A 26,410-nucleotide genomic window follows, 5' to 3' on the forward strand; every position below is an offset into this window, starting at 1 on the left:
AAGTCGACGGAGTCGGCAGCAGTCGTTCACATATCTTTATACGCGATATACCAGCCTTCAACCCGTTCCCGTGCCCAGGGCGTTTTTCGGAGAAAGGTGAGGCTGGATTTCACGCTAGGGTCGTGGAGGAAACAGCGGATCGGGACGCGTTTTCCCATCTCGGCCCAGCCATACTTCTCGACCAATTCCGTAATGATGGTTTCTAGCGTGATCCCGTGCAAGGGATCGCGAGGATGAGTAATAGGGGGTGGCTGGCTCATGGGCGAAGGTTAGACATTGAAGCGGAAGTGCATGACATCGCCATTCTGGACCACGTATTCCTTGCCTTCCAGCCGCATCTTCCCTTTTTCCTTCGCACCCGCTTCGCCCTTGCAGGCGATGAAGTCGTCGTAGCCGATCACTTCCGCTCGGATGAAGCCTTTCTCGAAATCGCCGTGGATGACGCCGGCGGCTTGTGGGGCCGTATCGCCGATATGAATGGTCCAGGCACGGACTTCTTTCACGCCGGCGGTAAAGTAGGTTTGCAGGCCCAACAATTGGTAGGCCGCGCGAATCAGACGGTTGAGTCCCGGCTCGGCCATGCCGGCATCGGTCAGGAATTCCAGCTTCTCTTCGTCCGACAGTCCGGAGATTTCCGACTCCAGTGCGGCGCAAATGGCGACGACCGGCGCCCCTTCGCGCACGGCGAATTCTTCCATACGGGTGAGGAGGGGATTATTGGCGAATCCCTTTTCCGCTACGTTGGCCACGTACATGACGGGCTTGATGGTGAGGAGGCAGAGGGGTTTCAGCAAGGCCATCTGAGCCGCATCCAGTTTCATCGTGCGGGCCGGTTTGCCCTGGTTCAAGCAGATCGCGACTTGTTCCAGGATTTCGCCCAGCTTCACCGCATCTTTATTCCCGGCTCGTATGAGCTTGAGGTTGCGTTCCTGGGATTTCTCCACGGTGGTGAGGTCTGCCAGTGCTAACTCCGTAATGATGGTCGCAATGTCGGAAATCGGATCGACCTTGCCGGCCACATGCACCACGTTATCGTCCTCGAAACAGCGCACGACGTTTACGATCCCGTCGGTTTCACGAATGTTGGCGAGGAACTGGTTACCCAAGCCTTCACCCTTCGAGGCTCCGGCGACCAGGCCCGCGATGTCGACAAACTCAGTGGTGGCATATTGCATTCTCTGGGGGGTGACGATGTCGGCGAGCGCCTGCATCCGCGCATCCGGCACTTCCACAATGCCGACGTTCGGCTCGATGGTGCAGAAGGGGTAGTTCTCTGCTGCGATTCCCGACTTAGTCAGCGCATTGAATAGGGTCGACTTGCCCACGTTGGGTAGTCCGACGATTCCGCATTTCACACTCATGATAATTCCTTCACGTTAAGGGCGATGCTGTTCGAGTCGTACCGTTTCCAACGAGCCTGTAAGGCTAGGGGGGAAGGAAAAGCGGATCGTGCATTCTACTGTTTCAGAGGCGGTCTGGTCCAGCCCTCCTGGCCAGTATGACGAGATGAGCTGATGCCTGATCGCGTAGGGCAAGAGCGGGCGGCGTTGTTCGTGAAGTCTGAAGGGTCTATCGTGGGAGGGTGGGGCGAAGAGCGCATGGCCTGTAGCAGGGACAACGACAGTTCAATTCGTTTCCCATGGCGATGGTATCGGCCAGAAGCTATGCGCTACAGGGTCTTTTCCTCGGACGAGAAAAGAACGACGAATTAAGAGGTAGGCTCCTTAGGCTGCAACTGATGTATTCGCACGCATTGTGCGGTGCACACCGCTCTTGAGCACAATTTCGCAAATGTGATCGAGACGCTCGATATGTTCGTAGGCGGCCCAGGGATCAGTCGCCACCGCACAGACGCCATGGTTGGCTTGTCCCACGATATCGAACGCCAGAGCCCCGTCCTTCCCGATGTCGAAGCATTCAGCCGTCACGTCTGCCAATTCACGCGACAGGGCCGGCAAGGCAGGCACCGTTGGCCCTACTCTGGTGTAGCGCGAGATTTCAGGGAACTCGGCGCTGATCGCCTGTAGGTCGCAGCCGGCATAGATGGCCGCCACGATGTGCGTGGCATGGACATGCACAACGGTCCGAGTGTTTTTCGTGTCGCGTTGTAAGTTCCAGTGCATCCAGAGTTCACCGGATGGTTGCTGCCCTTCTTGGACCTTGGGAATCAGTGTGCCCGTCAGCGGATCGGGCACGATTGCAATCCGCACGACATGCTCCGGATGCACAATGGTCTTCCGCCATCCCGAGGGGGTAATGTAGAGATACTTCCCTTCACGCTTCCGCATACTAATATTTCCGTCTCTCGTCGTAATCCAGCCCCGCTCATACACGCGTCGCATGACGTCGCCGATTGCTGTCAGCATGGTTGCTCCATAGGTAGGTGTCTCTATAAGAAGGTATCGGTCTATTCTGTCCTGTTCTTGAGTATTGCTGAGGATGAAGAATGCGCGCGAGTGGCGTATGGCTGATAGCAGAGGGGAACAGCATGAGCAGTTACCCTACGCGAGACCATCACGTTGGCCAATGCATCGATTGACCACAGTTTCAGGGAGGCGTACCATCATAGCCGACCGTTCCATCACATCCGCATGGGAGGAGGCTCTCGTGGAGAATCACGTTGAAGATCAGCCGGTCCTTAATCATATTCAGCACCTTGTCGCAGAGGAGCATCGGCTATACGAGCAAGGGGCACTCCCCAAAGCCGATCGGAAGCGCCTCGCGAACGTCCAGGTGGAGTTGGATCAATGCTGGGACCTCTTGCGCCAGCGGCGTGCCCTGCGCGACGTCGGGCTTGATCCGGACGAAGCAGAGGTGCGTCCGCCGCAAGTCGTCGAGAATTATGAGCAGTAGGGATTCGTCGACAGCGCGTGGACGAGAGTCTCTGTGTGCCACTCCTCAGATGTGATTGACTGACCTGTCTGCCACCAGGGCACATGCCAGAACAACGACCTACCTGCCCGGTGGTCCTGGGGTTTCCTCCATAGATGCAACATGAACGCAGAGATTGTCCGCCTACATACAATACGTGCCTGTAAGGTGCGGGCATGACCGGGCCACCGTTGGTGAGCTGGATCGAGGCCGGCCAGACTTGCTCTGCGCGCTGGCGATCGGAATGGGGATCCCCACCTCCTGCACGCGTGGTCACCGCCAACGACAGCATGACCGCCGACGCCGCCTATCGGCTGGCCTGCGAGGGGACCGCGCTGCTCTGGAGGGGCGACTTCCAGAATGCACGACAGTTGCTGAATGCGATGGCGCGTCGAGTCGACCGCAATCCCCCCAAGCCTGGCTCGTCGCCGGCTGAAGGCTTCCATTTACATCGGCAGGCTCAGTCTCAGCGCGCCCGTACATTGGGCATGTTGCTGGTGGCGCTCGACGAGGGTTACGAGATTCGCCTGCGTCGTGCTCCAGACCTGGTCTTAGCTTGCACTGAAGCGTACGGCCCAAGTGAAGGACTGACCTTGGTGTCTCTGCGCGAGTTGCTCGGGTTGATTGGTGCGCATGAGTGGCGGAAGAAAGGCATAGAGATTCCTGCACTCGGTGACCGCATCCACCCCCACTATGGCGTGTTCTCGCCGACTCGCGGCGAGTATGTGGGCCTGGTCGCCGAGGCGCCCTTGCCACCCTGTACGCGGGCGTTTGATATCGGGACAGGGACGGGTGTGTTGGCTGCGGTGCTGGCCCGACGTGGCCTGCCGCATATTGTCGCGACCGATCAAGATTCTCGCGCCCTGATTTGTGCGCGTGAGAATCTTGCGCGACTGGGTTGTACTGACCGAGTGGAGGTGGTGCAGGCTGATCTCTTTCCGGAGGGCCGGGCTCAGCTCATCCTGTGTAATCCTCCTTGGGTTCCGGCACGGCCTAGCTCTCCCATCGAACAGGCGATCTATGATTTCGAAAGCCGCATGCTGCACGGATTCCTCAATGGTCTAGCGTCGCATCTGGAGCCGGGAGGGGAAGGCTGGCTCTTGCTCTCGGATCTTGCCGAGCATCTGGAACTGAGGACGCGGGTAGAGTTACTCGCGGTTTTTGAGAGCGCGGGGCTCAGGGTGATCGGTAAGATCGATGCCAGGCCGAATCACCCCCGTGTCTCCGACCAAACGGACCCGCTCCATGCCGCTCGTGCGGCGGAACTCACGTCCCTCTGGCGCCTCGGAGTTCGCTAAGGTGTGGCTCCGTTTGGCGAAAGTGAACATCATGACTGGCGGCACATTATTGCTGTCGATATCGCATGAATTGACTGGCTCGAATTTTACGATCCAAAGAACATTTCCCGCCCGCGCGTCATCGTTTCTGCCGGTATCAATCCATTCCGTTGTTCGGGTCAAATTTTGGCAGCACTGTCCAATCTCTTAGACGGTTAAGTCTTGCCTGACTGGACCGAAAGAGATTGTACGGATGGCCGGTCCAGCCGTAGGCATTGGCTCGTGCTTCCCAATGTCTATGGTTTCGTCCTTGTTGAGCACAGCTGGAGATCATGCCGTTCTCTAGCAAGGAGTTACGATGGCCCTCGCTGAAGTGAAAGAAAGTTATAGCCGCTGTTGCGTCAATCCCAAGTTTTTTGATCTCTTCTATGAGAACTTTCTGGCGAGTCATCCCACGATCGCGCCGATGTTTGCCAAGACGGATATGGCTAAACAGAAGTCGCTCTTGCGCCAGGGCGTCTCGATGATGTTCATGGATCTGGGCGGGAATGGTGTGGGGAAAACGGGCATTGATCGCATCGCCGAGAGTCACAGCAAGAAGAAGATGAATATCGATCCCAACCTCTATGACTACTGGATCAATTCTCTGGTAAAGGCCGTTAAGGCATGCGATGCGAAGATGACGCCTGAGCTTGAGACGGATTGGAGAAAAACATTACGGAGTGGTGTCGACCGGATCGCGTCGCAGTATAACAAGTGAGCTGATGAATTAGGATGACGGCTGGGAGTGGCTCGCCACCACTCCCAGTGACCTGTGCCGCGCATTCTTGCGGCATTGCCGATGGGACAGTATGAATGCCTGCTTGTTGAGCCCCCTATCGAGGGCTCATGTCACCGGGGTAGATCGACCGCCAAGTCTGAGCCATCAACAATGGATGCACACATATCGTCTGTGAGATTCCGCGCATAGAACGCCTCGGGCCCACCGCGTCAAAAACGTTTGTGAGAAAAGCTTCGTCCTGCTAAGGTGAAAAACGAGTCTCTCGCTTCCAATCTTCATCAGCCACATATGAGGGTAGGTAAGATATTAGGTTGCCGTGAATGATTTCGTTATAGCCGAGCCGTTCTGTCCTCTGCACCAGGAGCCAGTGGACGTCAACTTCGAGAGAAATGAAGTGAGGGGAGAGAGTCGGCGACGGGGGTGTTGCGTATCTCGCGGCTGTGTTGTGTTGAATGTGTAACGGAGGATCAGATTGTGAAGCGAGCGTTAGTTCTGTGTATCGCGGTATTTATTTCAGTTGTCTGCGCGCTTGATGCGGGGGCGGGAAATCCCGATGTTGAGTTCAAGATCAAGGTCAATAAAGACGGTTTCAGTGACTCTAATGGACGTCTCATTGACGTGCCTTTCCATGTGAAGAAGGGCGAATCCGTGCGCGTAACATTTATTTTTGACGAGAAGACCTCTGAAGTCTTGCGCGATCTCATGCGCGCCGCTGAGGAACAGCGTGGATTTGTGCATGCATTTGCCCTGCATAATGGCAAGGAAATCGTTGCGGAAACGAAGGAGCTCAGTCTCAAGAATAGACAGGCAATCCTTGATTTCATTGCCGGAGACAAGGGGGCACAGAGCTACAAGATTTATTGCACGCTGATGTGCTTTGGCATGGAGCACTTACACAATCTGACGATCGAGGTTGGCTGACGTGTAGGTTCCTCGAAACGTGACTGCACTCGTCCCGTAGATCCTTCCATCTTGCACGCCCTCTAGCAAGAGCCTCTCGCAATACGCCGGACTTCCGCATGGTTCATCGCGCCTGTGATGAGGTGCGGCGTCGGGGGCGCGTCCATCCGACGGTTGAGGTCGAGGTATAAGCTCACACAGAAACCCCGCGCGGGGTTTTCGTCGATCGTTGCCTCCATCCCAGTTCAGTCCCAATCCGTGTTATCCCATCGCAGCCCAGATTTTCTGGGCGTTCTCACCGGTAAATGTCATGTCATCCTGTGTTGTAGGACTGCGCTCGAAGTAGAGGTGTAGTAATCCCCCTCCAAAGTGAGCCTCTCGGACAAGATCAAGATTGATCGCCACTTCACCGCTCCGTTCTTCATCCTGCACTTTTACGAACCTCATCACGCGCACCTCCTTGGTAATTGTAAAGATTGTCTGTGTTCGAGAGGCCGAACCGTCTCGCTTCTGTGCGACCTGTCAGCGTGAAAATATTCGGCTAGCAAGCCTGAGTCAAGGTGGGAAATGGGCGTGCCATCTGAAGGCTAGAGCAGGCCGCGTTCTATCTCGTGCAGATAGATGAACTCTGGCGCTTTCACGCCGGCCTGTTTTCTGATCGCAATGAGCTCCGGGGACTCGAAGAAACGACGGGCATTGTCCAGCGAAGACCAGGCTGAGAAGTGGACGATGCGGTTGGTCTCGTTGTCGTAGCGAAGTAATTGATAGCTGATCTCCCCTGCGAGTTTTCTGATGTCTGCGGCTTGGTCGAATACGGCTTTCCATGCCGGATAGGCTTCGACTTCATGAATGATCAAGACATGTGGCATGTATGCTCCAAGTATTGGTGGTAGGGGGAGTCCCGTCAAGAGGTTCGTCGGAGATTGCCTTGGTAATAGGGACGGGGAGTCTCCGTCTCAGAATCGTCAGTCTACATCAAAGCAGAAGACGTACGCATCTCGCAATAGGAGATGCGCCGTCCCGGCCGGTAGGGTGTCGAGCGTTCTCCGTTGCTGCGAAGGTGGCGCTTGACAGGAAGTGTTCCTATCTATAAGATGTGGACTCCTGAATAATAAATAATTCACGATGTCAGAGGGAGGCCGGGATGGAGACGGTGAAGGTGTTCGATGTGTGGGTGGAGGTGCCGGGAAAGACCCTGCATTTTGATGTCATGACCAGCGATCAAATAACTGCGCTTAGGTTGGCCAGTGAGTATGTGCAGGCGCAGGGGCATGCGGCAGTCTCCGTGACGGCGGAGGAATGCCGGTTGTGTCACCAGGAGCCGCTGGCCATGTTCACGGAGCATCAGCAGCGAGCGTATCGACAGTTGGGGGGATTCATCGTGCCGTTATCGGCATAGGAGAGGGGGCGAGAGATGGGCAAGCAGCTACCCCTGCAGGGGGAGAAGTCGACCGTCGATCATATTACAGTCGGACTGACCAAGATCGCGACGGCCTTACGAAGCCAAGCCTGGGAAGGCGGTACGGCGCGAAAGCTCACGCCGACGCAAGGGCAAATCCTTGGGTTTCTGGCTGATCGCGGGGCCCAACCCGTTCGGCTGAATGACGTCGCGACAGAGTTGTGTTTGACGGCGGCTACGGCCAGCGAAGCGGTCATGACCCTCGTTGAGAAGAAGTTCGTTCACAAAGCCCGATCGGCGGAAGATCAGCGGGCACTCGTCATCACGCTCACGGCAGCCGGCAGACGAGAAGCCCAGCGCGTCACGGGTTGGACACAGGTTGTTCAAGCCGGCGTGAAGAGTCTCACGTCTGACGAGCAAGCGGTGTTGTTACGGGGGCTCACCAAGGTGATTCACTCGCTACAAGAACAGGGGGCGATCTCAGTCGTGCGGATGTGCGCCGGCTGCACCTATTTTCAGCCCCATATCCACATTGATGCCGCGAAACCTCATCATTGCGGGTTGATGAACAAGGCGATCGGTGAAGGCCAGTTGCGGCTCGATTGTCCGGAATTTATACCAGGGGCTGAGATCGAACAGACGCGTCGATGGGAGAGGTTTCTGGGAAGTGGGGAGGGGCGCTAAGCCCTATTTATTATCAATATAAGGAGGACGGTGATGAAGCAGCGGAATGTGGCGAGCCTGATGATCATGAGTCTGGTGCTGATGGCTGGATCGGTGCAGGCGGCCGATGGAGCCAAGGGAAAGTCGTTGTATGACCGGTTGGGCGGTAAGGGCGCAATCACCGCAGTGGTGGAGACGTTCGTTGGCAATGTCGGAGGCGATGCGCGCATCAATGGATTTTTCGGGAGTACGGATCTTACGAAACTGAAGATGCATCTCGTCAACCAGATTTGCGAGGCAAGCGGTGGGCCCTGCAAGTACACCGGGCGGACGATGAAGCAGACGCACGCCGGGATGGGGGTGCATGACGCGGCATTTGGCGCGCTGGTCGAAGACCTAGTGGTCGCGTTGGATCACCACAAGGTCGGCAAGACAGAGAAGGATGAACTCCTGAGTGTGCTCGGCCCGATGAAGAGCGATATCGTCGAGAAGAAGTGAGGTCTGGAGTTGCGGGGGAACCCTATCGGGTATCCCTCGCACTCATGTCGAACTGTCTTTTCACTCCCGCCTATTGGTGCCACTATGATTTGTGTTTGAGCAAGTCCTTGAGGTTGGAGAAGGGCGTGAAGGTCTCAGGCCGATCCTGCTCATGGCTCGTGGGCGCGGCTTCAGCTGTCTCAGTCACGCGATACCGCTGGTGCTCATTGTCGTGGCAGTAGAGACAGAGCAATTCCCAGTTGCTCCCATCCGGCGGATTGTTGTCGTGGTTATGGTCTTTGTGATGGACCGTGAGCTGGTGGAGTTTTTTGCCGTCGAATTCGCGGCCGCAATGCGCACAGATCCAGGGAAACAGTTTGAGCGCCTGCTCTCGATAGCTCTGGTCCTGATGAGACTGGTTGCCCCGTGTCATGCAAGCTCCGGTAGGATAGATACTTGTTACGGAGAGATTCTACAGGAAGTGTTGGACGAATGCTTGCCACCGGCTGCGAAGTGAAGCAGGTATCGTTCCTGTCTTCATGGTCGTTCATCCTGCTCTATGGCTTCGAACAGGCTCCCCACAGGATGTGTCACCGACTTTGGGTACAACACCCATTTGATCAGATGGCGAATGAGATATCCTTGGTGGCCTTTCGATCCTAGTAGGGGAGCATGACGGTTCCAGCTCTTGATCGAGATGTCAGTCACCGCCGGCAAAGTCAGAAACCATTGAGCCAAGGCCTCGTTGCCGGGTGCCTGCTCGATTGCGTGGATAAACTGTCGGTGAGAAATCTTGAACTGGCGCAGGAAACTTCCATCGATGCCGAGCGAATGTCCCAAGGCCAGGCGGTACACAAATGGCAACTGCTTGGAACGGGATGCACGGACTTTTGCGGCGAAGCGAGGTAGCCAGCAACAGCCTGCGAGCTGATCTATCGGGCGTGGCAGTATCATCGTGGGAAGAATACGCAAAAGAAACAAGACCTGGGAGCATTGTACTGGCTCAGATTGGTCTGGTCCATATAGCTTAGGCGAACCAGTTCTCCGTCTCCCGTTGCAGAAGGGGGCTGGTTATGTTTCCTGGCCGGTGTTTATTTCATCACTGGAGCCTGCCTCAGGGTAAAGATTCCCACATTCCTTGTAATGATCACCTGCCCGGTTCGATTCAAGCGAGACACCTCTTGAAAGAGCTCATTCCAGGTGAACTGCGGGTAGCGAGCCACGAGGGCCTCGAACTCGCATTCCTCAGCGCCTTGCAGGCATTCGAAAATACGGTCGGTAATGGGCTTTTGTCCTGCCATCTGGATTGCTCCTTGTTCCGCTGTGCGCGTTGGCAGAGCCATGCGCATAGCGATATCGGCGGTGGAACGGCGGAGACTGGAGAATCGATCGCGTAAGGAAGGGCCAGGAAGCGCGAGGGATGAGACAGTCGGCATGGTTGAAACGCCTGGATTCATGCTACGAGCGAAAAGACCGCGCGTCAAGCAGCCGTATTCATGCGCATTTGTGTCGTCGAAGAAAACAGGCGACGGAACTCAGCTGAGCCGGCTCCCACCATGCGCCGCATCATGGTGGGGTGTAAGGCCTAGCCCCGCGTCTTTTCTGATCGGTCTATCACGATCACTCGCCCAGTAGTCGCTTGATCATATCCTCCATTCCGTCAGCCCACATCTGGTACCCATGCTCATTTGGGTGCACGAAATCCGGCATGAGGTCTTGAGAAAGGTGTCCTCTGACGTCGAGGAAGTGCAGGCTGAGGTCCATGAAAAATATATGCTGGTTGTCGGCGTAGGTGCGGAGGTGGTCATTGACCGCCCCATTGATGAGACGGATCGGGTCATCGGCTGAGGCCGTACGCGGAAACAAGCCGAGCAAGAGAATCTTGGCTGCTGGAAGGCGGGTGCGCAGGGTTGTGAGAATCGCATGGATGCCAGCGGCGGTCTCCTCTGGAGGATCATGATGCGCGCCGGTGTTGTTGGTCCCGATCATCACGACCACCAGCTTGGGGCTAATCCCATCGATCTCGCCATGGTCGAGCCGCCACAACACATGCTCGGTGCGATCACCATTAAATCCCAAGTTCACGGCACGGCGATGCCCATAATAGGTGTTCCAAACGCGGCGTCCCTCATTGCCCCATCCCTGGGTAATGGAGTCTCCGATCATGACAAGGTCGATGTTAGCCTGACGGATGCGTGCGAGTGCATGCTCATGTTGGGTTATCCACCAGGCGTCGGTCTGTGGGATGGGAGCTATCGAAGCGGGTGTGCGATCGCGGATCAGTGAGAGGGGTGATAGGGCAAGCGTGATTCCCAAGATGACGAGGAGAGGCAGGAGATAGCGGATGGGTGGCGTACGTCGGTTTCTGAAACTCATTCTTCGTCGACCGTAATATAGATGAATGGGGGCACAGAGATTGTACGTGTTTAAGCTGGTCCGATCTATTGGGTAAGAAGGGGCGTGGCGGCGAACTACGTGGTGCGTGGGGCTGGCAGTCTCGTTTGTTCGTCGAGCCACATAAACCAGAAAAGCCAGAGAGGTGAGATGAACCGGACAGACGAGAGGCCTCAGCTTTCCGCCACGCGCCGAGAAATGTTCGATCGCAAGATCCCTCGTTTCCTCCGTTCCGTTGTGTTTACTTCGCGAAAGGATTGCCTGCCTTTTGCCATTCTTCGAGGTTCATGACCACGGCGGTAGTCTGTGTGAAGCCCAGCTCCGCAAGAGATTGTGCCGCGAGCGAGGCACGGTTGCCGCTTTGACATTGCAGGTACAGGGTCTTGCCCATTTCCGTGTTAGTCGGAAAGCCTACATGTTTCCAGATTTGGAATTCGAGGACACCACGGGGAACGTTGATCGCGCCCGGTATATGGCCCGCGGCATACTCATGGGGCTCACGCACATCAACGATCAGGGCATCGCCAGGACGCTCAACGATCTTCCGATACTCCTCCATACCGATTGTCTTGACCTGCTTCTGTGCAGCCTGAATCTTTTGTGTCACCACCGGCGGAAAGCTCTGGGAGAGAGCCATGGGAGGGACTGTCAGCATTGCAACGATCACGAGGGCCATGAATGACGTGAACAACTGGTTCATGTGTATTTCCTCTTTGTGGGACATGAGGGCAAGGCGCGCACCTGCGCCATCATGATCATGACAGCAAAGGAGTCTACGCCGTTCTTGTGAAGGGCTCAAGGCACAGCGGAGTGTCGTGAGGGGGAGTTAGCGAGAAGCAGTCCGCCGGTCACATGCCTGGAAATGGTCGTTCGGCTGATCGCGCCAGCCGATCCTTGTGCAAGGTCAAGTTATGATCCTTCCTTTTCTCTATGGAAGCCGTTAGAAAGGCAGCCGATACATTTCCCCTTCTCCCGGCGACTTCAAATATGATCAGGTCTGGAGGCGTGAAGATGACTGTCAGAGAACAGGTTGTTCGGCATACACCATCAGGACGTTCCATCGTCGGCATGTTTGCACTCTTAGGAAGCATAGGGTGGGGAGTTGGCTGTAGCCATCCGTAGACCTACCAACAGCGCTCAGAAATAAGACGCTCGGTTGATCATCTCGAGCCTGCGGCTCGGGTCCTACAGCACCGTGTAACTATTTACCGAAGTCCCGCGCCGGAGCCTGGGGCGGAGTATGAAGAGATTCTTTCGCTTGTCGTTGGACTCGAGAGCGCCCAGGATTGGTGGCAGATTCGTTGCCCTCAGCTCCTTGGGTATTGGATGGAGATTCTTGGCAAGATCGATTCGAACGAGCAGGACCAGGGCTGGTTTGACCGGTGGCTGAAGCAGTCGTGCGAAACGGTTTCGTGAATCGTGTCATCTTGTTTGAAATAAATGGATGAATTGCTTCAGTAGGGCTTCCTGGTCCAACTCCAGCTGCCGTAAGGATAACGATGATACGACCTGCAGCGTCTCCCGGATCCAGGTGTCGCTCCATATGAGTATCTGCGGGTTTCGTTCGATTCGGACTTTTTCGACGAGGAAGAGCCCCGATTCATACAAAACTTTGCCAGGGCATTGGCCTTCGACGGGTCGTTGGATCAATTCAAGCGACAGTGTCGTGGCGTCGTTGGTGTGTGGGTTGAGAGAGACGGGGAGCCCCGCGTCAGTCAGTTGCTGAAGCGCTCGGGCCGCAAGTGTTGTACTTGCCCGGCCTGCCAACACAGAAACGTGCAATGTATTGATATCTAGACCTCTTAAGCTGACGCCTATGCTTGCGACGGGTATCGCTGACGCGACAGGGTTTACCGGCTTTTGATCAGCAAGAGGACTCGCCGAGGTCATCCGGCCGTGACGCGTATCCTCTGATTGCCATTCAGGGTTCCCGAGTTTGTAGTTCGTGATGAAACGGTGGACAAACCCATCCAAGTCCGACTCAAGCTCTTCGATGCTAACCGGTGCCCTTGCTTGAACGGCTGCGCCAATCGACCAGGTGATGTCATGTATGACTTCCGAGTTTCTTGGGACGATGACCGGTTCGATGAGGGCCAAGGAAGGCTCGTAGAGGACGTTGCCCGGACACGTATCTCCCAGCGGTGTGGGGTTCAGCGTGAGTTTTAGCATGGCAGTGGGTGGTGAGTGCGGCTGATCCGGGTGAGGCAGGGGAAGGCCGGCTTTCGCAAAGAGATCCATGGTTCGATCATAGAGCCTCGCTTTGAATTCCGGTGCAGCCTCCATCACGAGCCGAACGTGATTTAAATCAAGATTTCGAATAGCTGGAACCTCGGCGTGGGAATCTACTAACCCATTGATAGGCAGTGCGGTGATCGACAAGAGGAAGAGAATGCGCATCCAGCGGAAAGAAGTGGTCATAGAGTCATCCCGTGGTACGTGACCCTATCACATAGGGGTTATGCAACCGAGGGAATCAGTCGTTATGAAGATAAGTGCGTGGTAAATGGCGAGAAAGAAAGACCCTCTCTTATGATACGTCTCTCGCATTTGATCAGACCTACAGTAGGGACGAATTGCCAGAGACGAGCGACGAACCTGGTAGGTGCGCCGCGCGCCGCGCGCCGCGATACGTGTGATTGCAAGGTCTGATCTGGGTGCTTGTTTGACAGGTCCTGGTCTGGGGCTCTAGTCTTCTGGCGCAAGGGACAGGGAAGAGATGCCTGCCTGTGGGGGCATAACAGACAAAGAGGAGAAGGATTCATGTGTACGCGTTGGGTGGTTCGGGTTGTATCTGTGGCCTGCATGGCGATGTTATGCGCGGCGATAACGCCGGCTGTTGCGGAGAATGAATCGACGGTTCGAGAAACGGGACGGCTGCTTGCGCTATTGCTCGACGTCGGACGGGTGGTGATTGGACATAATCAGCTCTTGCTCAATGATCCGACCAAGGGAAACAAGGGGTTCACGTCCGAGGTGTTTGCGCAGCAGACTCTCGCGGCATTTAAGGACCGGACGGGGCATGATCTGGCGAATCTATCCGCCGCCACGGTGCCGGAGATGGCGAAGCCCCTGCTGGCGAGGCTCTTGGAGGAGAGCAAGAAGACGGTGGCGAGTTACCAGACGGTGATCAATATGCCGGGGATCAAATACAAGGGGCTCATCCCTGCCACGTTCGGCACGGAAACGGGGACACGATTCCAATCGTGGTCCGGTGTGTACATGAAACAGACGGCGCCTGACAGCCTGGTCCGCAATCCAAAGAATAAGCCCGACGCGTTTGAATCCGCCGAGATGAAAAAGATGAATGAGCCATCCTTCCCGCGGGAGGGTGAGCAGGTCGTGAGTGCCATGGCGGAGGATGGAAAGGCGGTGCGGGTGCTGTTGCCGCTGTTCTATGGAAAAGATTGTTTGATATGCCATGGCACGCCAAAAGGCGAGCGAGATGTGACTGGCTATCCGCGGGAGGGCGCGCAAGAAGGGGACTTAGGCGGTGCCATCAGTGTGAAGCTCCCCATGCCGTGACGCCGGCGGAGTCGGTCTGGTCCCTCGTTGTGTGAAGGAGGGGCAGAGAAGCGAGAATGGCGGATGGCTGATAGCGGATGGCCAGCGCAAGCGGGGAGCGGCGGGGCTGGCTGGTTTCGCTCATTCATCGAACCACACCGATGAGATAGACCGGACAGACGAGATGAACCGGAGAGACCAGCCGAATCAGCTCCCCGCAACGCGCCGGGAAATGGTTTCTGACACCTTTCAGATCCGTAGGCAGCTGACGTGATTTTTAAGACAGTTGCTGACTCGGCGTCTGGTCCGCTATCGGACCAGTGGAATCTCGATCACCAATCCGCCCATGACCTCGTTCATCTTGAAGGTTTTCTTCGGGCTCTTGGGATGCGCGTTGTGGCAGCCGATGCAGGCCTGGCTGACGGCGCGATCGGCATAGATAGCTTGAAAATAGGTCTGATCGCCATCCGTCACGGTGTTCGTCGCTGATCGTTCGGGATGCTGGCGTACGGCTTCCAGTCCATCCTTTTCAGTTTCGTTGTACGGCCCGTTGTTGGGATTAATAGGCCAGAGGCTGATCAGACGGTAGCGGACCTTCAATCCGGTCTTCATCGCCAGATCGCTGGACTCCATGAGAAACTGCGCGGGTAGCGGCAGCACATTCTTCCTCGTGCGCCAGTTCTCAGCTGCGGTGGTGCCCCCGCTCTTCTGCAGCCGCTCGACGACATGAATCGTGTAGAAGGTTCGGTCGGCTTCAATAATCGCGTGGATGTAGTCAGCCACGGTCTCTGGCGGGATGCCGGGCAGGTCTGACGCGTTCGAGATACGAGGAACGAGTGAGCTTGCGACGAGGATCAGGGTTGCGGTACAGAGCAACTTACTCATAGCGGTACCTCATTTTTTAAGTTGGACCCAGCCTCAGGTAATAGCATAGTCCTCTGCCGAGGAGTAGGCAAATACCCGAATTCCATCTCCTGCAGCGCTCTTCGGGTGTGGAATCGTGCAGCAAAGCAATCGGACGAAGAGAGGGCGGTGAGACGGGGAGGTCTATATGTTTTCGCTTAGCGGGTCTGTACCTTCGCCGCAGGGAGGATGGGTGATGGCTGATAGCAAGAGCCAGCTGGAATCGGCGGGGCTGGCTGGTCTCGTTCGAAAGACCAGATAGACGAGATGAACCAGAGAGCCTAGAGGCCTCAGCTCCCTGTCACGCGGCGCAGCACGCGAACCCGCTCCCGGCCCTCGCGACCGGGAAAAGCCACATCCGGCACATAATCCTCGACGATGTCGTAACCCTCTGCAAAGAGCGCCGTTAGATCCGCCACGTTGAACGGGAAGGGCGGCCCGTTCTCACCCGGACCGAGCGCCGGATCGATGAACCAGACCCCGATCAGCAAGCCTCCGCGCCGTAGCGTGAGGTCGATGCCACGCCGGTAGTCAGCACGCAACGTCGGGGGCAGCCCGCTCATGCAGGTATGTTCCAGCACGACATCATAGGCATCGCACATTGCGTTCGGCGGGTCAAAGAAATCTCCCGTCACGAAGCGTTCCGATAGATGGGGATACTTCGCGCGGGCCTCCGCCACCCCCGTCGGCGCGATGTCCAGCCCCGTCGCATCCAGTCCGTACTCCACCGCCAGCGCCACCTCATGTCCGCGTCCGCAGCCAGGCACCAGCGTTCGCCCACGCACGGCATGACGCTCCAGATACTGTTTCATCGCCGGTGCTGGAGCGCCTTTATCCCAGAACGCCTCGCCTTTTTGATACTTCTCATCCCAGTCCATGTTCCTCATTTATCCTGTCGTCAGCGCGATGTCAATCACGGAGGGTAAGCTTCTCTTCAGAGAGCGCGGTGCTCACGCACCGCAGTGGAGAAGGAGGAGAGGAGTGGCAAGCGAAGATTGCCGCGACGCTAGGATTGGAATCGACGATGCGGAGGCGTGGGAGGCCGAGGAAGCCGCTAGAAAAATAGCCTGTCAGATTTTCGATTCTTCGATTGGCTGCGGAATCGGGCCGGCGGTAGATCGAACTCCCGTTTGAAGGCGCGGTTAAAGGCGGGCTCCGACTCATAGCCAACCTCGGCCGCGATTTCTGCCACGCTATTGCTCGTGGAGGTAAGCTTCTGCGCGCCGAGTTGGAGCCGCCAGCGGGTCAGGTAGGCGATGGGGGTTTCCGAGAGATACCGCCGGAATCGTTCGGCCAGGACGGAGCGCGACGTGCCGACCTCGTTCGCGAGAGCGGCGATCGTCCAGGGGTGGGCGGGCCGGCGATGCAGCAGCGCCAGGGCCTTTCCGACGTCAGGGTCGCGGACACCGGCCAGCCATCCGGTCTGCTTCGGCGGGAGCCGGTCGATGTAGCGCCGCAGCGTTTCGATAAACAACACTTCCGATAACTTGGCACGGACAGCCTCAACCCCGGGTTTGCCGGCATCCGTTCGATCGATCGAATGACGCATTGACTGTTCCAGCCATTGGCCTGACTCGTCGTTGCGGATGTTGACCTTCAGAATGGGCGGCAGTCCGCTCAGGAAGACGTGGCTGAGGTGCAGGTCGCAGGTCATATAGCCGCAGATGATTTTCGTGAGCGCGCCGCCGCCCCCACAGCGCGAGACCGTTACTCCCTCCGACAGCACACGTTGTAATTCGCCGGCGTTATCCATCGGCGCAACGGGCGACCCGTTGCCCATGATGTGCGCATCGCCGCGGGGAAAGATCACGATGTCCCCGGCCGTGAGCGAAACCGGCCGTTCGACTCCATCTATCCGGGCGTAGGCACGACCCTTGGTGATGAGGTGAAAAATAATCACGTGTTTGGCGCCGACAGAAAGGTACGACGCCATCGTCGGTGAGTCGGGTTCGTGCGCACACCAGGGTGCGGAGAACTCGCCGTTGTAGAAGACGGCACCGTCGAGCTTGACGGCCTTGAGCACTTCCGACAAGACATCCATGCGGGTCACCCACTGGAGCGACAGCGTGCCGGCAAAAGAAGCCGGACGCCTGATCAAGAGACGCGCAGACTAGCACGCTCCGGCTAAGAGAACCAGACTCCCGGATAAAAGTATTTCCGCCGCCACGTACTACAGTGCGCCATGTGGTTCAGCGGCGTGCTGAACCGATCAGAAATCAGAGCACTCACAAAGGAGGAACCTCATGGCTATCAGCGCGGTATCACCCGACGTGGAGAATCTGAAGACTCGACTGAAGACCATCTGGATGGCCGGCGACTACGACCGATTCTCGCGGTACATGGAAAGCGGTGCGCGAGAGTTCTACGAGCGCCTGCAGGTCGCGCCCGGATGCCGGTTGCTGGATGTGGGCTGCGGCTCCGGGCAGTTCGCGCTGATCGCCGCAAAGGATGGCCTGGAGGTGACCGGTGTGGATATTGCGAGCAATTGGGTGGAACGGGCACGGGCGCGCGCGCAAGCAGAGGGTTTGCGAGCCCGCTTCGAGGAAGCGGATGCAGAGGCGTTGCCTTTCGAGGAGGCGAGCTTCGACGTGGTGGCGAGTTTGATCGGAGCGATGTTTGCCTCGCGGCCGGACTTGGTGGCGAAGGAATTACTGCGAGTCTGTGTGCCCGGGGGAACCATTGCCATGGGGAATTGGACGCCGCAGGGGTTTGTCGGTCAGATGTTCAAGACCGTCTCGAAATTCATTGCGCCGTCCGGCATGCCCTCGCCGGTCCTGTGGGGAGATGAAGCCACGGTTCGCGAACGGCTCGGCAAGGGCCTGTCCGAACTCCGTCTTGTGCGGCGTCAGTACATATTCAGTTACCCTTTTCCTCCCTCGGAAGTGGTGGAACTCTTCCGTCTCTACTACGGACCAACCAATCGGGCGTTCGCATCTCTTGACGGAGCGGGGCAAGAACAGCTCCGCCAGGAACTCGAAGCGCTCTGGTCCTCTCACAACCGAGCAGGCAGGGATTGCACGACCGTCCTGGGGGAATATCTGGAAGTCATTGGCGTGCGTGCGTAAAACCTGAAGAGTCCACACAAAGGAGAATGACGATGACAAATGCGACAGCAACGGAGTTACAACGGGAAACGGGTCTGTACGATATGAAGAATCTCGACAAGATTAGGATGCTGGGGGTGCATGCGCCCGAAACGATGGCTGCGTTTGTGGCATTCGACAGGGCAGCTCTAGCTGAAGGAGCGATTTCAAGAAAGTATAAGGAGTTGATGGCACTCGCGGTCGCATTGACGACGCAATGTCCTTATTGCATCGAACTCCATTCGAGCAAGGCGCGAGAGTTAGGCGGTTCGGAGCGGGAGATGGCGGAGACCGTTCTTGTCGCTGCGGCCTTGCGTGCGGGAGCCGCGGTCACCCACGGTACACATGCCATGAAGGGAGTCTGAACGGCACCCTCAGGCCAGCATGAGGAGCGGGTCGGTGAAGCCGAGGCAAAGAAAATGGGGCAGTTGCTGTCCCCTTTTCTTTCTCGGGGGAAAGAGTTGGCAAGCGAGCATTCGGCGACGCTGGGATTGGAATCGACGAGGCGGAAGCGGGGGAGGCCGAGGAAGCCGCTAGCGTAGCCTGTTCCATTTTCCTGTGTCCGTGTTCGCACTAGATTGATCTATCGCGATGTGTGGGATAGGCGAGGAAGGTGCCGGACCGCCACAGGCCTGGAAATTCTGAATATCTCCGGTTCCCTCCCCCTTGTTTTATTGTCCTCAGCAATGCTGAGGACGGTCCTCCGGATATTCAATTGGACCAGTCGCTGGAATGGCCGTATGTTGCCTATAACGATCTCGCCATGGCGGCGGGGTCAGATCGATGGGCGTCCGGAATTCGCCGGACGGTTCCTCTGCGAGCCACGAGTTGTCAAAGGAGGGTTTTACCATGATTCCCAAAAAACATACGGCGTATGTCTTTTCATTTTTTATGGCGCTGCTCATGTCGAGCATTATGTCTTCTATTATTTCGATTTTTAACGTGGGACTGATCGACGGAATCGTCGTCATCTGGTTAAAAGCCTGGACGCTCGCGTTTGTCATCGCCTTCCCGACGCTGACGCTGATTACGCCGATGGTTCGCAAGTTGGTGTCTATTGTGGTCGAAGACAACAGATGACGTACAGAACACGTGTCTGTTGTTGCCGCTCCATAGCCATAGGTAAGCACGTAGAAGGAGGTGGTGTGATGGGTATCGAAAATAGTTACATTGGTGGTGCCGTGGCAGTCGGAATAGGTGCGGTCTTGATCATGGATCTCTGGAGCCTTTTTTTGCAACGTGCGTTTAATATCTCCTCGCTCAATTTTTGTTTGGTTGGGCGTTGGCTGAGCCACATGCTGACCGGCACCTTCAAACACGCGAGCATTGCCGCTGCCCAGAAAAGGCCGGTAGAATGCGCGATAGGCTGGACCGCACACTACCTGATCGGCATTACCTTTGCTGTTATGCTTGTCCTTCTCACATCCGGCAGTTGGCTTGAAGGTCCGTCTCTATTACCAGCCTTGTTGGTTGGTATAGGTACCGTGCCCATCCCGTATTTCATTGTGCAGCCGGCCTTGGGATTTGGTATGGCGGCAGCCAAAACGCCGAATCCAACTCACGCGAGACTGAAAAGCTTGATCACCCACACAGTCTTTGGGGTCGGGCTGTATCTATCGGCCTTTCCAGTGAGTTACGTCATGCACATGTATGCCTAGGGGCGGCTGTGCCAGAGCGACAGTGATGTCTTCAAGGGGGAGGCCAGGGCGATGGAAATCTACCAGCTGAGAACGTTTGTGACCGTCGCACGGGAAGGCAGTATCACGCGTGCCTCGGAGCTCCTATTTCTCAGTCAGCCAGCTGTGAGCGCGCATATCAAAGCCATGGAGGATGAGCTCGGGCTGATATTGTTCGAGCGTACGCCCCGTGGCATGAGCCTGTCAGGCAACGGAGCGAAGTTGCTGGCTAAGGCGGAGCAGATGATCGTGATGCAGCGAGACTTCATCGATGAGGCACGGCGTATCAAGGGCCGGGTGAGCGGCAAGATCCGTCTGGGGTCGAACCGCAGTACCAGTGCGCAGGTGTTGGGAAAGCTGTTGACCAGGCTTTCCGAAACATGTCCCGAAATGGAAGTGGCGTTGGAGTATGGTCGCTCCGCCGAGATCGTGCGCGCCATCCGCAGTGGCACGCTGGATGCGGGCTTCTACACCGATGACGGCAATCCCGATGCAGAACTGGAGACCATCGAGGTGGATCGGTTCGGCGTCTTCCTGGCCGTCCCGCGGGGGTGGATCGATGATGTGGTTCGCCCAGACTGGCAGAAACTGGCGCGCATGCCATGGATCTGCCCGGCGTCGAACACATGCTGCGGGCGCGCGGCGGAGAGTCTGTTCGAGCGGAACGGATTCCGTCCGCAGAAGCTCGTCAGCGTCGATCAGGAGAATGTGACGCGAACGCTGATCGCCGGGGGCGTCGGCGTAGGACTGTTGCATGCCGAGACAGCCCGGGAGGCGGAGGCGAAAGGAGAGGTTGTGTTACTCGGCGGTGTGCAACAAGAGGTCCGGGTGCTCTTTGCCAACCTGTGCGGGCGCGCGCATGACCCTCTTATAGGGGCCGTGTCGGCTGCAGTGCGAGAAATCCTTGGCTCGTGACCCGAGGGAATCTCGGTTCGAATCGGAGAAAAAACATGGGGCAGGCTCCTATCGTCGTGCTTCCTGAGGCGATGGGGGAGCGGTGAAGGGTGGGGCAGCGAGGAAGGTGCTAGACCGCCACGCGCCGGGACATTCAGAATGCCCCCCTGTTGTCTTCCTCACGGGTGCGGTCAGGAAGAGGAATGTCCTTGCGGGATGTCGCGACTAATGGGAAACCTAAGACGATGAATCGCGCATTCAGAACAATCTGGGGCAGCCTGGGAGGTGCCGTGCTGTTGTCGATCGCCCTGAGCGCGTGCGGCACAGTGCCCCCCGCCCCGGTGGCGGCGGTGCACAGAAACGATGCGTCTGCCGGTGAGTCCAGCGTCGGCCAGTCTCTCCACAGACAACTCCGTGAGCGGGATAAGCGTATTGAAGAGTTAGAGTCTCAACTGAATGTCTTGAAGCTGATTGATCAGGACGTTGAGACGCGGAAAAAGCCCAGCCGGACGCCCGCGACGCTAACGCCTATCGAGTGAACGATCCCGCCACGTACCGGGAAACCGTTTCGTTCATTGAAGAGTTCCACAGTCGCCAGATGCTGCATCAGAGTCTAGGCCGTCTCATGCCGCTGGAGCTCGAGCGACGGAGCAGTGCCGTAACCTGGTGTTCACAAAAGCTTGGGCAGCTCATCCCAACCCCGTTCTTTTCCCTTCAGAGGTTTCGGCCTTCACCCAGCCAACCAGCGCATTCCGATGCGAAGGGGCGCTCCAAGATATCGATTCCCCGTCAGGCGGCGCATGGCCCGATTCTGGCGCAGCTTCCAATAGCGCCAATCGCCCTTATTAAAAAAAGGCGCGAATAGCTCCTGCACCGAGGAGTCCAGCTCCTTGTAGATCTCCTCATCGATACTAAAAAACGGATCGCCGTATTCAAAGTAGTAATCCTTGCGAAAGTAGCCAATGGTCATCATTGTGCGTGGCTCATCGGTCGGGTTGGGAGTCCCGCGGTGCCACATGCCAGGATCGCGGATCAGGAGATCGCCCGGTTGGAGCGTGAGCTTTTTGGAAGGAAGATGGCTTGCGAACGCCTCCAAGGCCTGGTTGGTGGTATCCTCACCGAATGGGCGAAGGTTGAACTTGAAAAACTTTTCGCTGCGCCACAGGTGACTGCCGCCCGGCCATACTTCGGTCGGGCCGTTATGAAGTCCGCAATGCATGAGTGCAATATTGACATAACAACCGCGCACAGTGTCCTCATCGTAAAAGTCGATATCGCGATGAGGCGCCTGCGTAATCGCCCCTTTCGCACAGGTGTCGCTCGAGACAAATTTGCAATAATAGTCTCCGCCCAACGTTTCCGCGAGAATAGACTCCGCAAACGAATTTCTGACCACGAGAGGGCTCGCAAACGGGCCTCTGAGCTTTGGGAAAATCCGAAAGCGGGAATTCTTTTCCCAAAACACGCTGTGTCCATTTTCACCTTCGCCGATGTATCGAGTGCGGTGCCCCTCCGCATGAAGTCGCTGCACATTGTCTTTGTACATGGTCTTGAAGCGTGCATGAAGCTCCGTCACCAGGGATTCAGGTACCGCGCCTTTGAGCACGACATAGCCCCGGGCATGTAGCAGCATGATCCCCAGCTGGGTGTTCTCGATCGAGAGCGTCCCGCTGCGACGCTCTCGATCAGAAATGATGATGTTCAAGTCGAGAGGGTCCGTACGAATCGACATATGATTCCCCAGTAAAATATGTCCAGGATTCTAACTGTAGCACCGCAGGCACATCATGCAAGCGTTTTAGGAGAGCGCTGCAGAATGAGAATAACGAGTAGTACTGTGCTCACGTGTGACCTCCCCTCCAGAATGTGATGAACCTAACCTCATGAGGTGCTGCAAACAGCCATGTTTATAGTATCAATCACCTCCCTCATCGTCTGTTCACTATTGCTCATAATCCGGAGTCTGGATCCTGCAGCAACGGCATGCTCGCTCGGCTGCGTTCCCAGTCAAGCCACAGGCCCTCTCTTTAGGCCGGCGGAAAATGTCGATCCGCAACGATCCGTCGTGTATGTCTATTTCCCGTATGGCACTAACTCATCTAATGCCTACCAAGGGTTTTCTGTAAATGGCGCACGCATCACACGGCTGGACTACGGTGGGTAGTATTCATTTGTTTCGCTTTCCGGGCAGGTGACCATTTCACTGAGCCACTACGAAAACAGCGAGCATGTACCAAATCTTGTTGCGGGGCAGACCTATTTCGTCAAAGTGAGGGGAAACACAGGAATGAAAGCATCGAGCACGTATTGGTTTGTCGAGGCGTTGGAAGAAATTCGAAAATGCCATTTGATGGAGCCTCTAAAGGAGGGGGGTGAGTGCAAGAGCTGGAAACGAACGTTGCCCGTTTGCCAGTTTAATCCTCAGTGGTGATGCGAAAAATTCCCGTGACGGCTACGCATTGGGAAACTCAGAATGTCCCCGTACTTTCCTCCCAAGTACACGATTTCTCCCGGTGCGATCGACAGATTCAGAGTGAAAGTTTTGGCGGCTCGAAAGCTAGGATTGGAAAACCACGGTGAGGTGATAAATAATAATTGCCAGGATCAACCATGACTACATACAAATTTCCGTGATGATCGTCAAAATCGCTTTTCATGGTGTAGGCGTCAACGCTTAAGAGCGCGGTTTCAAAGAGACCTGATGAGCCTTCAGGAAGGAGGCGCAGAAATGTTGCGAAAGAAATGTACCGATCCGCTGCGCCGGTGGACAGGATAATCATGCTTTTCCCATCAGTCAGGTCGAAGGACTCAACTCGGTCTGCGCCATACCGGTTGCTGAGCGTTCCACAGCCGCCAAGAAGAAATAGGCTCAGAGCCAATGGTCCGAACTTCCTGAAATGTGCCGGTAATTTCATTGTGTCGGTGAAGGTAATTACCTCAAGCGAAATCACCAGAGGTTCATCTTGCCTTGCTCGCTTCGCTCAAAACAATTTGGCTGGAATAATTCGGTGAGAGTATAGCGAAATCAGCTCGGTGCATCCATCGATTTGGGGGGAAGGAGGAGAGAGGAGGGGAGGTTAGGACGCGCGCGGGGAAACAGTGCCGGAGGGCGTGGCGTCTGCTGGGGGTGTCGGATTGCAAGACCTGACCCATTCTACGTTACTCGTCGTTTCTTAGGAAGCGAGTGCTCTTGATGAAATAAAACGTTTAGAAAATTCCTGGAGTGAATAGTGAGCGTCGTCCAGACTGAGTTTCGGCGGCCAGTGAACCTCCTTAATGGCAGGGTCCACCCTCACGATGTAGTTACTCCAATCACGGTCACCTTTTATTCTAATCCCGGGCGTCGGATCATCCGCCGTGACGCATTTGAAGTTAAGTACTTGAATGGCGAGGCTGCCGAATATCATGGTCATTATGTGACCTCTATAGGGCGTTCCGCTAGCCGCGACAGTTTCAACACCTTTGTGATCAGTGGCTGCTCTAAAGACCGAGCCGGAATAATGAGCGAGCCAAACCTCCAGAAAGTCTCCTGGCGGTGCTAATGTTGCGCGAAAGTTCGACCGATCTTCGTCAGTATAGAACCGTCCCCCTCCATCCATTGACTCAAAAAGCATCGCGCATTTCATTGTCCATCGCGCGATTTGTAGCTGCTGCACGGAATCAAGTGTAGCTGGGTGATTGGTGATCATCGGAATCAGAATGGGCGCGGTTTCGCTTTCGCGCTTGCTCATCCATCCATTGTTGCAGGTTTGGCAAACCCCATTGAACTCCAGCGCACGATTACCCATTTTAGACCACTTCCTCAACGGGTCTTTGTTCCTCCTGGCCTGCATGGGAACGATTTCATCTGTACTTCTTTTGAGGAGTCTAATAAGCCATTGTGGCCATACGTCCTCTTTAGTTAAGGCGGTACCGTCACAAAAAATACATCTTCGCATGGTGAGCTTTTCCCGTTTTGAGGAAAGAACGGGGACATTCTACGTGTTCAGACTGAGCTGGTCTATGGCGAGGTGGAAGAGCCTATATGAAATAAAGTGGCGCGGGGAAATAGACCGGAGGGTATGGTGCCTAAAGGACGACGGTAGAAAAGTAGCCTGTCCCCTTTTCTTGTCCGATGTCTGGCATGGCCTTGAATGGTTCCTGAAATATTTTAATTCCGGGAGTATTTTACGTTACTGGGTCTGGCGGGTCTATTGTGTCGATGTGAGGCGAATGAAGTAAGCAAGTGGGGGCACGTAAGGAAGGAGTCGGACAGCCACGCGCGGTAAATGTTGGATTGCAAGACCTGACCCCGGTTCTCGGTCGGAAATGGCCTACCTTCTGTGCGTTAATTCCTGTATCTCCACAATTGCATTGGTTGGAATTGAATTCCTGTTGCCTTCAAGACATGCGTTACATGTGGCGCAAGGTTCTTCGTTAAACGTGCACCATAGATAGGAGAGGGCCACTCCTATAAGGTCGTCTCTGCGACACTTGTCATAGAGCTTTACAATGCAGGGAATGCTTTCTCTTTGGAACTTACTGAGTAGGTCTTGGTGGTAGTGTATTTGGAATGACTCGCACAGATCGTCTATTGTTTCCGGTGCCGAAAGGTAGTCCACTCCCCAAAAGCGTTCATGGTCTGCAATAGCATCGCGGACAAGAACCGCGTGAGGGCCGCTATCAGCAGGGTTGCCAATCCTCTGTCGATGACGAGCACTGCTTTCAAGTGTGTCAGTTGTCTCGACCTGTGTGCGAAACTTCTGCCACTCTTCTATGCTGACCCAAGTCTGAGCTAGCAGGAAAAGATCTTTCCAAATCTGTTCGATACGTTGGTGGAGCGACAGAAGGCCAAGAGCGCGGATAGTGCCAGGGGTTAGAACGCGAGTACCATGAAACCAGTAAACCTCATCTGGATTGTGTACGGTTGCCCCCTGATCACGTAGAAGGTCTGGGAGTATTTCTTTTAGATGTCGGTGATCATTTGGGTGCGATCTTGAGTAGGCGTCGCAGTTGAATGATCTAACAATCTCTCGAATATCTTGTCCGCTCAAACCCAGGATTGACTCTAGAGAGGAAGTCGTGGAATCAATATTTGAGCAGTCCAATATTGTTGGCAAATGAAGCCTCCGTCTCTTGAGAATCTTCTTCTGGCAAGAAGAGTTTACTTTTTCTGACCAGGTGGGTCTATGGTTTCATTCGAGGTGAATGACAATGGCGAGCGTCCGTGTAAGGCGAGGAGGGGATTGAGAAGCCAGACTCAATTGGGTCGGTCAGCCCGCTGTTTGATCATGGCCTGGCCACCGTTCGGGCCTGTGCGAAGCGGCAGCAGCCATTCGGTAGGAAGGCTGACAAGCAAAGATTGCGGCGGCGGTGGAGTTGGAATCGACGACGCGGCAGCGGGGGAGGCCGAGGAAGCCGCTAGAAAAGTAGCCTGTCCCCTTTTCTTGTTTGTCCTCTTTTCTTGTCCCCCGCAGATTCAACTCCCCAGTGCATAACATTCAGCCGCGTCTGACCAGAGCCTGAAAGACCTCGTTGGGCGTTTTAAATCCGAGTGATTTTCTAGGTCTACGGTTGAGCAGGCGTTCGACCCTCGCCACCGTCGCCGGGTG

The 26,410-nt window shown here is 55.9% G+C and carries 31 protein-coding genes; 14 read left to right on the forward strand and 17 right to left on the reverse strand.

The genetic code is table 11. The features are described 5' to 3' along the window. Positions 1 to 26: 26 nt before the first annotated feature. From Q7U76_08550 to Q7U76_08560, 3 genes are all read right to left on the reverse strand, one after another. Complete coding sequence (locus Q7U76_08550; protein MDO8356422.1) at positions 27 to 260, reverse strand: VF530 family protein; 234 nt, start codon at positions 258 to 260, stop codon at positions 27 to 29. Between the two features lie 9 nt (positions 261 to 269). After that, positions 270 to 1,361, reverse strand: a complete 1,092-nt coding sequence (gene ychF / locus Q7U76_08555; GenBank protein MDO8356423.1) for a redox-regulated ATPase YchF — start codon at positions 1,359 to 1,361, stop codon at positions 270 to 272. A gap of 363 nt (positions 1,362 to 1,724) precedes the next feature. Beyond that, on the reverse strand, positions 1,725 to 2,366 hold the full coding sequence (locus Q7U76_08560) for a class II aldolase/adducin family protein (GenBank protein ID MDO8356424.1): 642 nt from the start codon (positions 2,364 to 2,366) through the stop codon (positions 1,725 to 1,727). 241 nt (positions 2,367 to 2,607) lie between these two features. On the opposite strand from Q7U76_08560, the gene Q7U76_08565 reads away from it, so the two are divergent. From Q7U76_08565 to Q7U76_08580, 4 genes are all read left to right on the forward strand, one after another. Beyond that, the gene (locus Q7U76_08565) at positions 2,608 to 2,853 is read left to right on the forward strand and encodes a DUF2630 family protein (protein ID MDO8356425.1); all 246 of its coding nucleotides are present in this window, start codon (positions 2,608 to 2,610) and stop codon (positions 2,851 to 2,853) included. Positions 2,854 to 3,047: 194 nt separating this feature from the next. Beyond that, on the forward strand, positions 3,048 to 4,169 hold the full coding sequence (locus Q7U76_08570) for a class I SAM-dependent methyltransferase (protein ID MDO8356426.1): 1,122 nt from the start codon (positions 3,048 to 3,050) through the stop codon (positions 4,167 to 4,169). Positions 4,170 to 4,506: 337 nt separating this feature from the next. Then, entirely contained in the window at positions 4,507 to 4,908 is a 402-nt protein-coding gene (locus Q7U76_08575; GenBank protein MDO8356427.1) for a globin, read from the forward strand. Between the two features lie 495 nt (positions 4,909 to 5,403). Further along, complete coding sequence (locus Q7U76_08580) at positions 5,404 to 5,850, forward strand: hypothetical protein (GenBank protein MDO8356428.1); 447 nt, start codon at positions 5,404 to 5,406, stop codon at positions 5,848 to 5,850. A gap of 240 nt (positions 5,851 to 6,090) precedes the next feature. Here Q7U76_08580 and Q7U76_08585 read toward each other — a convergent pair whose 3' ends face one another. Then, the gene (locus Q7U76_08585) at positions 6,091 to 6,276 is read right to left on the reverse strand and encodes a hypothetical protein (protein MDO8356429.1); all 186 of its coding nucleotides are present in this window, start codon (positions 6,274 to 6,276) and stop codon (positions 6,091 to 6,093) included. Between the two features lie 140 nt (positions 6,277 to 6,416). Continuing rightward, positions 6,417 to 6,698, reverse strand: a complete 282-nt coding sequence (locus Q7U76_08590; GenBank protein MDO8356430.1) for an antibiotic biosynthesis monooxygenase — start codon at positions 6,696 to 6,698, stop codon at positions 6,417 to 6,419. Positions 6,699 to 6,973: 275 nt separating this feature from the next. Between Q7U76_08590 and Q7U76_08595 the strand changes: the two genes are divergently transcribed. Genes Q7U76_08595 through Q7U76_08605 form a run of 3 tightly spaced genes read left to right on the forward strand, consistent with a single transcriptional unit; the run spans position 6,974 to position 8,389 of the window. Further along, on the forward strand, positions 6,974 to 7,228 hold the full coding sequence (locus Q7U76_08595) for a DUF2024 family protein (GenBank protein MDO8356431.1): 255 nt from the start codon (positions 6,974 to 6,976) through the stop codon (positions 7,226 to 7,228). Positions 7,229 to 7,243: 15 nt separating this feature from the next. After that, positions 7,244 to 7,912, forward strand: coding sequence for a MarR family winged helix-turn-helix transcriptional regulator (locus Q7U76_08600; protein ID MDO8356432.1), 669 nt, complete (start codon positions 7,244 to 7,246; stop codon positions 7,910 to 7,912). Between the two features lie 33 nt (positions 7,913 to 7,945). Further along, positions 7,946 to 8,389: a group 1 truncated hemoglobin gene (locus Q7U76_08605; protein ID MDO8356433.1), complete on the forward strand. Its 444-nt coding sequence runs from the start codon at positions 7,946 to 7,948 to the stop codon at positions 8,387 to 8,389. 82 nt (positions 8,390 to 8,471) lie between these two features. Here Q7U76_08605 and Q7U76_08610 read toward each other — a convergent pair whose 3' ends face one another. The 6 genes from Q7U76_08610 to Q7U76_08635 form a co-directional block, all read right to left on the reverse strand. Next, on the reverse strand, positions 8,472 to 8,801 hold the full coding sequence (locus tag Q7U76_08610) for a YajD family HNH nuclease (protein ID MDO8356434.1): 330 nt from the start codon (positions 8,799 to 8,801) through the stop codon (positions 8,472 to 8,474). Between the two features lie 104 nt (positions 8,802 to 8,905). Then, positions 8,906 to 9,322, reverse strand: a complete 417-nt coding sequence (locus tag Q7U76_08615) for a DUF5069 domain-containing protein (protein MDO8356435.1) — start codon at positions 9,320 to 9,322, stop codon at positions 8,906 to 8,908. Positions 9,323 to 9,459: 137 nt separating this feature from the next. Next, positions 9,460 to 9,669: a hypothetical protein gene (locus Q7U76_08620; GenBank protein ID MDO8356436.1), complete on the reverse strand. Its 210-nt coding sequence runs from the start codon at positions 9,667 to 9,669 to the stop codon at positions 9,460 to 9,462. Between the two features lie 319 nt (positions 9,670 to 9,988). Continuing rightward, positions 9,989 to 10,744 carry a GDSL-type esterase/lipase family protein gene (locus tag Q7U76_08625; GenBank protein ID MDO8356437.1) on the reverse strand — a complete coding sequence of 252 codons (756 nt, stop codon included), beginning with the start codon at positions 10,742 to 10,744 and terminating at the stop codon, positions 9,989 to 9,991. A 259-nt stretch (positions 10,745 to 11,003) separates the two neighbouring features. After that, positions 11,004 to 11,462, reverse strand: coding sequence for a rhodanese-like domain-containing protein (locus Q7U76_08630; protein ID MDO8356438.1), 459 nt, complete (start codon positions 11,460 to 11,462; stop codon positions 11,004 to 11,006). 722 nt (positions 11,463 to 12,184) lie between these two features. Beyond that, complete coding sequence (locus tag Q7U76_08635; protein MDO8356439.1) at positions 12,185 to 13,180, reverse strand: hypothetical protein; 996 nt, start codon at positions 13,178 to 13,180, stop codon at positions 12,185 to 12,187. Between the two features lie 342 nt (positions 13,181 to 13,522). Between Q7U76_08635 and Q7U76_08640 the strand changes: the two genes are divergently transcribed. Beyond that, positions 13,523 to 14,284 (forward strand): DUF3365 domain-containing protein, encoded by a 762-nt coding sequence (locus tag Q7U76_08640; GenBank protein MDO8356440.1) that lies wholly within the window; start codon positions 13,523 to 13,525, stop codon positions 14,282 to 14,284. A gap of 288 nt (positions 14,285 to 14,572) precedes the next feature. On the opposite strand, the gene Q7U76_08645 is transcribed toward Q7U76_08640, so the two are convergent. From Q7U76_08645 to Q7U76_08655, 3 genes are all read right to left on the reverse strand, one after another. Further along, entirely contained in the window at positions 14,573 to 15,148 is a 576-nt protein-coding gene (locus Q7U76_08645) for a DUF3365 domain-containing protein (GenBank protein MDO8356441.1), read from the reverse strand. Positions 15,149 to 15,456: 308 nt separating this feature from the next. Beyond that, positions 15,457 to 16,044, reverse strand: coding sequence for a methyltransferase domain-containing protein (locus Q7U76_08650; protein MDO8356442.1), 588 nt, complete (start codon positions 16,042 to 16,044; stop codon positions 15,457 to 15,459). Positions 16,045 to 16,220: 176 nt separating this feature from the next. After that, positions 16,221 to 17,207 (reverse strand): AraC family transcriptional regulator, encoded by a 987-nt coding sequence (locus tag Q7U76_08655; GenBank protein MDO8356443.1) that lies wholly within the window; start codon positions 17,205 to 17,207, stop codon positions 16,221 to 16,223. A gap of 202 nt (positions 17,208 to 17,409) precedes the next feature. Between Q7U76_08655 and Q7U76_08660 the strand changes: the two genes are divergently transcribed. The 6 genes from Q7U76_08660 (at position 17,410) to Q7U76_08685 (ending at position 21,358) form a co-directional block, all read left to right on the forward strand. Continuing rightward, positions 17,410 to 18,231, forward strand: a complete 822-nt coding sequence (locus Q7U76_08660; protein MDO8356444.1) for a class I SAM-dependent methyltransferase — start codon at positions 17,410 to 17,412, stop codon at positions 18,229 to 18,231. 32 nt (positions 18,232 to 18,263) lie between these two features. Continuing rightward, entirely contained in the window at positions 18,264 to 18,614 is a 351-nt protein-coding gene (locus Q7U76_08665) for a carboxymuconolactone decarboxylase family protein (protein ID MDO8356445.1), read from the forward strand. Between the two features lie 484 nt (positions 18,615 to 19,098). After that, positions 19,099 to 19,329, forward strand: a complete 231-nt coding sequence (locus tag Q7U76_08670) for a DUF2798 domain-containing protein (protein ID MDO8356446.1) — start codon at positions 19,099 to 19,101, stop codon at positions 19,327 to 19,329. 68 nt (positions 19,330 to 19,397) lie between these two features. After that, entirely contained in the window at positions 19,398 to 19,907 is a 510-nt protein-coding gene (locus Q7U76_08675) for a DUF2938 domain-containing protein (protein ID MDO8356447.1), read from the forward strand. Between the two features lie 51 nt (positions 19,908 to 19,958). Then, entirely contained in the window at positions 19,959 to 20,840 is an 882-nt protein-coding gene (locus Q7U76_08680) for a LysR family transcriptional regulator (protein ID MDO8356448.1), read from the forward strand. Positions 20,841 to 21,109: 269 nt separating this feature from the next. Further along, positions 21,110 to 21,358, forward strand: coding sequence for a hypothetical protein (locus tag Q7U76_08685; protein ID MDO8356449.1), 249 nt, complete (start codon positions 21,110 to 21,112; stop codon positions 21,356 to 21,358). Positions 21,359 to 21,549: 191 nt separating this feature from the next. Here Q7U76_08685 and Q7U76_08690 read toward each other — a convergent pair whose 3' ends face one another. From Q7U76_08690 to Q7U76_08700, 3 genes are all read right to left on the reverse strand, one after another. Further along, positions 21,550 to 22,551, reverse strand: coding sequence for a phytanoyl-CoA dioxygenase family protein (locus Q7U76_08690; GenBank protein MDO8356450.1), 1,002 nt, complete (start codon positions 22,549 to 22,551; stop codon positions 21,550 to 21,552). A gap of 796 nt (positions 22,552 to 23,347) precedes the next feature. Further along, entirely contained in the window at positions 23,348 to 23,770 is a 423-nt protein-coding gene (locus tag Q7U76_08695; protein ID MDO8356451.1) for a hypothetical protein, read from the reverse strand. Positions 23,771 to 23,992: 222 nt separating this feature from the next. Then, the gene (locus tag Q7U76_08700) at positions 23,993 to 24,550 is read right to left on the reverse strand and encodes a hypothetical protein (GenBank protein MDO8356452.1); all 558 of its coding nucleotides are present in this window, start codon (positions 24,548 to 24,550) and stop codon (positions 23,993 to 23,995) included. Between the last annotated feature and the right edge of the window lie 1,860 nt (positions 24,551 to 26,410).

The sequence above is a fragment of the Nitrospirota bacterium genome, from assembly GCA_030645475.1.
GTDB lineage: Bacteria > Nitrospirota > Nitrospiria > Nitrospirales > Nitrospiraceae > Palsa-1315.